General features: G+C 71.4%; 7 protein-coding genes. 4 read left to right on the forward strand and 3 right to left on the reverse strand.

Annotation, left to right across the window (positions count from 1 at the left end):
* From AB0M20_RS25655 to AB0M20_RS25665, 3 genes are all read left to right on the forward strand, one after another.
* On the forward strand, positions 1 to 977 hold a 977-nt coding region (locus tag AB0M20_RS25655; RefSeq protein WP_364302308.1), incomplete at its 5' end, for a LacI family DNA-binding transcriptional regulator.
* Between the two features lie 79 nt (positions 978 to 1,056).
* Positions 1,057 to 1,638, forward strand: a complete 582-nt coding sequence (locus tag AB0M20_RS25660; protein ID WP_364302310.1) for a carboxymuconolactone decarboxylase family protein — start codon at positions 1,057 to 1,059, stop codon at positions 1,636 to 1,638.
* Complete coding sequence (locus AB0M20_RS25665; protein WP_364302312.1) at positions 1,635 to 1,949, forward strand: thioredoxin domain-containing protein; 315 nt, start codon at positions 1,635 to 1,637, stop codon at positions 1,947 to 1,949. Before AB0M20_RS25660 ends, AB0M20_RS25665 begins: the two co-directional genes overlap by 4 nt.
* Here the strand turns inward: AB0M20_RS25665 and AB0M20_RS25670 are convergent.
* Entirely contained in the window at positions 1,900 to 2,925 is a 1,026-nt protein-coding gene (locus tag AB0M20_RS25670) for a LacI family DNA-binding transcriptional regulator (RefSeq protein WP_364302314.1), read from the reverse strand. The two genes, AB0M20_RS25665 and AB0M20_RS25670, sit on opposite strands and share 50 nt — an antisense overlap.
* 24 nt (positions 2,926 to 2,949) lie before the next feature.
* Positions 2,950 to 3,984, reverse strand: coding sequence for a YbhN family protein (locus tag AB0M20_RS25675; protein ID WP_364302316.1), 1,035 nt, complete (start codon positions 3,982 to 3,984; stop codon positions 2,950 to 2,952).
* A 54-nt stretch (positions 3,985 to 4,038) separates the two neighbouring features.
* Here AB0M20_RS25675 and AB0M20_RS25680 point away from each other — a divergent pair, with 54 nt between their 5' ends.
* Positions 4,039 to 4,500 (forward strand): GNAT family N-acetyltransferase, encoded by a 462-nt coding sequence (locus AB0M20_RS25680; RefSeq protein WP_364302318.1) that lies wholly within the window; start codon positions 4,039 to 4,041, stop codon positions 4,498 to 4,500.
* Between the two features lie 6 nt (positions 4,501 to 4,506).
* Here the strand turns inward: AB0M20_RS25680 and AB0M20_RS25685 are convergent.
* The coding region (locus AB0M20_RS25685; protein ID WP_364302320.1) for a DUF5925 domain-containing protein at positions 4,507 to 5,367 on the reverse strand (861 nt) is incomplete at its 5' end.

Genomic DNA, 5,367 nt, shown 5'->3' on the forward strand with positions numbered 1-5,367 from the left:
GCCCACGTCCCGTCGCCACCACCACCCGGGCCCGGGTCCTCGCCGCGATCGACCAGCTGGGATACCGGCCGAACGCGATCGCCAGCGCGTTACGCGGGGGCAGCACGCAGACGATCGGGCTGCTCACCCCCAACCGCAGCAACCCGTTCTACGGGTCGCTGGCCGAGGCGATCGAGCGGGCCTTCGGGGAGCAGGGCTATCTGACGCTGACCGGCAGCACGTACGGCCACCGCGCGAGCGAGGAGCGTCTGCTGCAGACGTTCGTCGACCGCAAGGCCGACGGCCTGATCCTCACCTCCGGTGTGTCCCTGACCGGTGGTGTCGAGCTGAGCGAGCTCGAGCAGCCGGTCCTGCTGCTGGAGGAGCTCGCCGACCCGGACGACCGGTTCTCCACCATCAGCACCGAGGACGAAGGCGACGCCGCCCGCGCCGTCGATCACCTGCAGATCCACGGTCACGAGCTGATCGGCTGCATCACCGGTCCACCGCACGTCAGCACGGACGGCCTGCGGCTGGACGGGTGGCGGGCGCAGCAGCGGCGCACCGGCCGGCCCGGCGGCGACGGCCTGGTCGCCTTCGCCGAGGTCAGCGAGGGTGGTGGCTACCAGGCGGCGTGCCTGTTGCTGAGCCGCCACGGCCGCCCGTGGACGCTGTACGGGCGACGACCGACGGCACTGTTCGTCGCCTCGGACGTGCAGGCCATCGGCGCGTTGCACGCATGCTGGGAGCTCGACCTGCGGGTGCCGGACGACGTCGCGGTGGTGTCGATGGGTGGCACGGGCGCGGCCCGCTACACGATTCCGCCGTTGACGAGCATGCGGCAGGACGTCGAGTACCTGGCACGGACGGCATGCGCCCAGCTGCTGTCGGAGATCCGCCGGCCGGGCACGGCGGCGGCGCACGTGCGCCTCACCGGCAACCTGGTCGTCGGCCAGACGTGCGGCTGCGAGCGCGTACCCGCGCTGGTCGCGGACTGACGAATCCGGACGCTCTTGACCAGCGCGGAGCAGGGGCGCACGATGAGTGGCAATCGATTGCCAAGCCATGGAGGATCTCGTGCCTCGAATCAGCTACGTCGATCCGGACTCGGTGACCGATCCGGAGCTTGCCGGCTATCTCGACGACTCCCGGAGGTACGGCACACCGCGGTTGGAGAGCCAAGCCATCCGCGCGCATGTGCCGGCCGTGTTGCGTACCTTCAACCAGTCCTGGCAGCAGGTGTTCCGCGAGGGCGTGCTCGACCACAAGGTGAAGGAGCTGGCCCGGGTCTTCGTGGCCAAGTCGTTGGACTGCGGCTACTGCGCCGGGCAGCGGTCCCACCTCGCCGATGTCGATGAGGGCGACGTGGACGACCTCATCGACTTCCGGCGCTCCGAGCGGTTCACCGAGCGGGAGAAGGCCGCCCTCCTGCTGGCCGAGGCGATCGCCTGGGATCCGCTGATGGCCGACGACGAGGTGTGGGCGAAGCTGCACGAGCACTTCACCGAGCCGGAGATCGTCGAGCTCGGCTACTTCATCGGGCTCACCATGGGGCAGCAGAAGTTCCTCAAGACGCTCGGCATCAAGCACGGCGAGCTCGGCCGGGACAGCACCGCGGGCCTGGCGCCGGAAGTCGCCGCCACAATGGGGCCGTCATGAAGGTGGTCACAGACGCCGATTTCGACACCGTGATCGGCGGGGGCGGCCCCGTACTGGTGGATTTCCGCGCCGACTGGTGCGGGCCCTGCCGTCAGCTGGCTCCGGTCCTGGAGCGGCTGGCCGCAGGGTGGGGCGACCGAGCCGATGTCGTTCAGGTGGACGTGGACGCGAACCCGGCGGGCGCCGGCCGGTACGGGGTGACCGCGCTGCCCACGTTGATCCTGTTCGTCGACGGCGAGCCGGTGCATCGGGTGCACGGGCTCAGGCCGGAGGGTGCGCTGCGGGCCGAACTGGACCCGTGGATCCCCTGACGATCAGCCTGGTCGGGAGCGCAACGTCGGCGACCGGTGAGCCGGCGATGCGGGCCAGGACCAGCCGGGCCGCCCGCGCGCCCAACTCCTCCTGGTCGATGGCGACGGTCGTCAGCGGCGGCCGCAGCCACTCGGCCAGCGGCATGTTGTTGACGCCGACCAGTGAGACGTCCTCTGGGCAGCGCAGTCCCCGTGCCGCGAGCGCCGCGTAGCACCCGACCGCGAGCATGTCGTTGCCGGCCAGGATCGCGGTGACCTCGCCGCGGTCCAGCAGCGTCCCCCCGGCCCGCTCGCCGGCTGCGGCCGTGTACTGCCTCGCCCGTACGATCCAGGATCTCGCCGGTTCGATACCGGCGCGGCGTAGCGCATCGCGGTAGGCGGTCTCGCGTGCCCCGGTCACCGAGATGCCGGCCGGGCCGGTGAGATGCCCGATCCGGCTGTGCCCGAGCCCGGTCAGGTGCCGGACGGCCTGCCCGATTCCCTCGGCGTCATCACTGGTCACGACGGGTGCGGCGACGTCCGCGACACGGTTGATCAAGACCACCGGTACGCCTTCGGCCACCAGCGCCGAGATCGCGTCGTCCCGCTGGGTCGCCGACGCGATCAGATAGCCCTCGCACCGCCGGGCGCGAAACACGTCCAGCAGCACCGCCTCCCGCCCGGGGTCGTTGTCGGTGCTGGCGATCAGGCCCTCGAACCCGTTCTCCCGCAACTCGTTCTGCACCCCGCGCAGCACCGGTGGATAGAACGGGTTGAGCAGGTCGGGCACCAACACCCCGACCGTCGCCGACCGCTGGGTGCGCAAAGAGCGCCCGACCGGGTCGGCCACGTACCCGAGCTCGGCCGCCGCCCGCGCCACCCGCTCGGTCGTCTCTCGGCTGATCCGTCCGGGCAGCAAGGGGTTGAGTGCCCGCGAGGCGGTCGCGGGATGCACCCCGGCGGCCCGGGCAACGTCCTTGATGGTCAGGCGACCCATCCGGCCACCCTAAGCCTCACGACGTCAGCCCGGAGATGCCGCGGTCATGTGCTCCCGGTGGCGATGCCGGATCACCAGCCACGTGATCCACCCGGCGCCGATGATGAACACGAAGCTGATGAGGCGGTACAGCACGACGGTCGCGATGGCGGTCGACACGTCGACGCCGCCGGTCACCAGCCCCAGGATCAGCGCGCTGTCGATGATGCCGAGCCCGCCCGGGATGATCGTGATGGTCCCCGCGGCCATGCCGGCGCAGTAGGCCAGGAGCACCTGCGTGGCGCTGATCGAGGCGTCGCTGATCGCGTGGAAGCACAGCCAGAGGCAGACCGCGTCGGCGACCCAGTTGAGCACCGCGAAGGCGGCGGCCGCAGTGCCGTGCCGGGGGCCGAGGCGGGCCGCACCCAGCTGGTCGACGAATGCGTGGACGCGCTCGAGGCCGCGGTCGGCCGGGCGGCGACGGAGACGATTGACCAGAGCCAAGGCACGGCGGATCACCGGTTCCAGAGATTGCGGGCGGTGGGTGACCCGCCGGACGCCCACGCCGATCAGCACCGCGACGGCGGCGAGGCCGGCCAGGCTGTACCACTGCGGTCTGCCGTGTGAGGCGAGCGCTCCCGCGGCGGTGACGACGGCCAGCGCGGCGGCGGACAGGATGGCGGACAGGGTGATGCACCAGGTCGCGATGGCGGGGCTCGCGCCGAACCGGCGCATCTGCTGGTAGTTGAAGCGGGTGGAGAACGCCGGGCCGGCGGGCAGGGTGACGCTGAGGGAGTGCGCGGCGTAGGCGAGAGCGACGTGCCGGTAGAGCGGGACGCGGACGCCGGCCGAGAGCAGCAGGCTGCGTTGCATCCGCGCGTACGCGCCCATGGCCATCAGCTCGGCCGCCACGGCGGCGGCCAGCCACCCCGGATGTGGGGCGCGCAGGTGCCCGAACGCCTCGGTGAGCGACGGCCAGCCCAGCGTGAGCTCGACCGCGAACAGCACCAGGACGACGGCCAGCCCGATCCGGCGCACCCGGGAGCCACGGTGGGTGGGGGAGGTGTCGGGCTCGGTCACCCCCTCATCCTCTTACAGTGGAAGGTCCGTTGATGATCGGACGGATAGACGTTGATGCAGATTGCGATGAGACCGGCCCGAGCCGATGAAGCTCGGGCGCTGAGCGAGCTGGCCCTCAGGTCCAAGGCGCGATGGGGGTACGACGACGACTTTCTGGAAGCGTGCCGAGCCGAGCTGACGCTACGCCCGGAGGAGATCAGCGCCAGACGTACCGTCGTCGCCGAGGCTGCCGGTCAGCTGGCCGGCTTCTACACCGTGGACGGCGTGCCTCCCATCGGCGAGTTGGGCAACCTCTGGATCACACCGGAGCACATGCGTCACGGAATCGGACGGCAGTTGTGGCGTCACGCCATGAACGCCGCCCAGGGACTCGGGTTCGAGGCCCTTTTGATCGATGCGGACCCGAACGCCGAAGGCTTCTACCTCAAAATGGGAGCGACGGTCGTGGGCGAGGTTCCGTCAACAGCCATTCCGGGTCGGGTGCTGCCGCGGCTGAGGGTCGTTCTGCCTTCGTAGGGACGGTCAGAGGTACATCCCGGTCGTGGGGGCGGTCGCCGGGACCGTCACCGGCTGGGCGCCGGTCCTCAGCGCGTACAGCTCGGCCAGCGTGGCGCCGTCCGGGCCGATGCCGGCCGGTGTGCCCAGCCACGCGACCGCCTCCGCGTACGGGAGCCGGCCCACCTCGATCGACGCCAGGCAGCGGCCCGGCCGCACGACCGCCGGGTGCAGCGACGCCAGATCCTCGTTCGTCGTGATCGCGATCAGCGCGTTGCGGCCCTGCCCGAGCAGCCCGTCGGTCAGGTTCAGCAGGCGCGACAGCGACTGCCCCGCGCTCGCCTTCGCCTCGCCGCTGACCAGCTCGTCGCAGTCCTCGAGCATCAGCAGCCGCCACCGCGGCTCGTCGTCGTCCCCGCTGCCCAGCGCCACGCTCATCAGGTACGCCGGATCGCCGAACAGCCGCTCCGGGTCCAGCACGCAGTCGACCTGGCACCAGCCGCGCCACTGCTGCGCCAGCGCCCGCAAGGCGGTGGTCTTACCGGTCCCCGGCTCGCCGTGCAGCAACAGCAGCCGGCCGTTCACCGCGCTGCCGTCGATCGCCATCAGCTTCTCGAGCGTCTGCGCGACCGGCCCGGCGTAGTTGCGGCGTATCGACGACCACGGCGCCGCGTCGATCTCGCGCTGCACCCGGCGCGGCCCGTGTGTGCCGAAGTGCCAGAACCCGATCGGCACGCTGTCCGGCGCCGGCTGCGGCTCCTCCACTGCGTTCACGACCGCCGTGGCGAGCACCGACTCCGCCAGCTCGGCGCTGACCGCGGTCACCGTGACCCGTGCCCGCCGGCTCTGCCGCCACCGGGTCACGTGCAGGGTCCAGCCCTCGCCGAC

The organism is Actinoplanes sp. NPDC051633 (assembly GCF_040681735.1).
GTDB lineage: Bacteria > Actinomycetota > Actinomycetes > Mycobacteriales > Micromonosporaceae > Actinoplanes.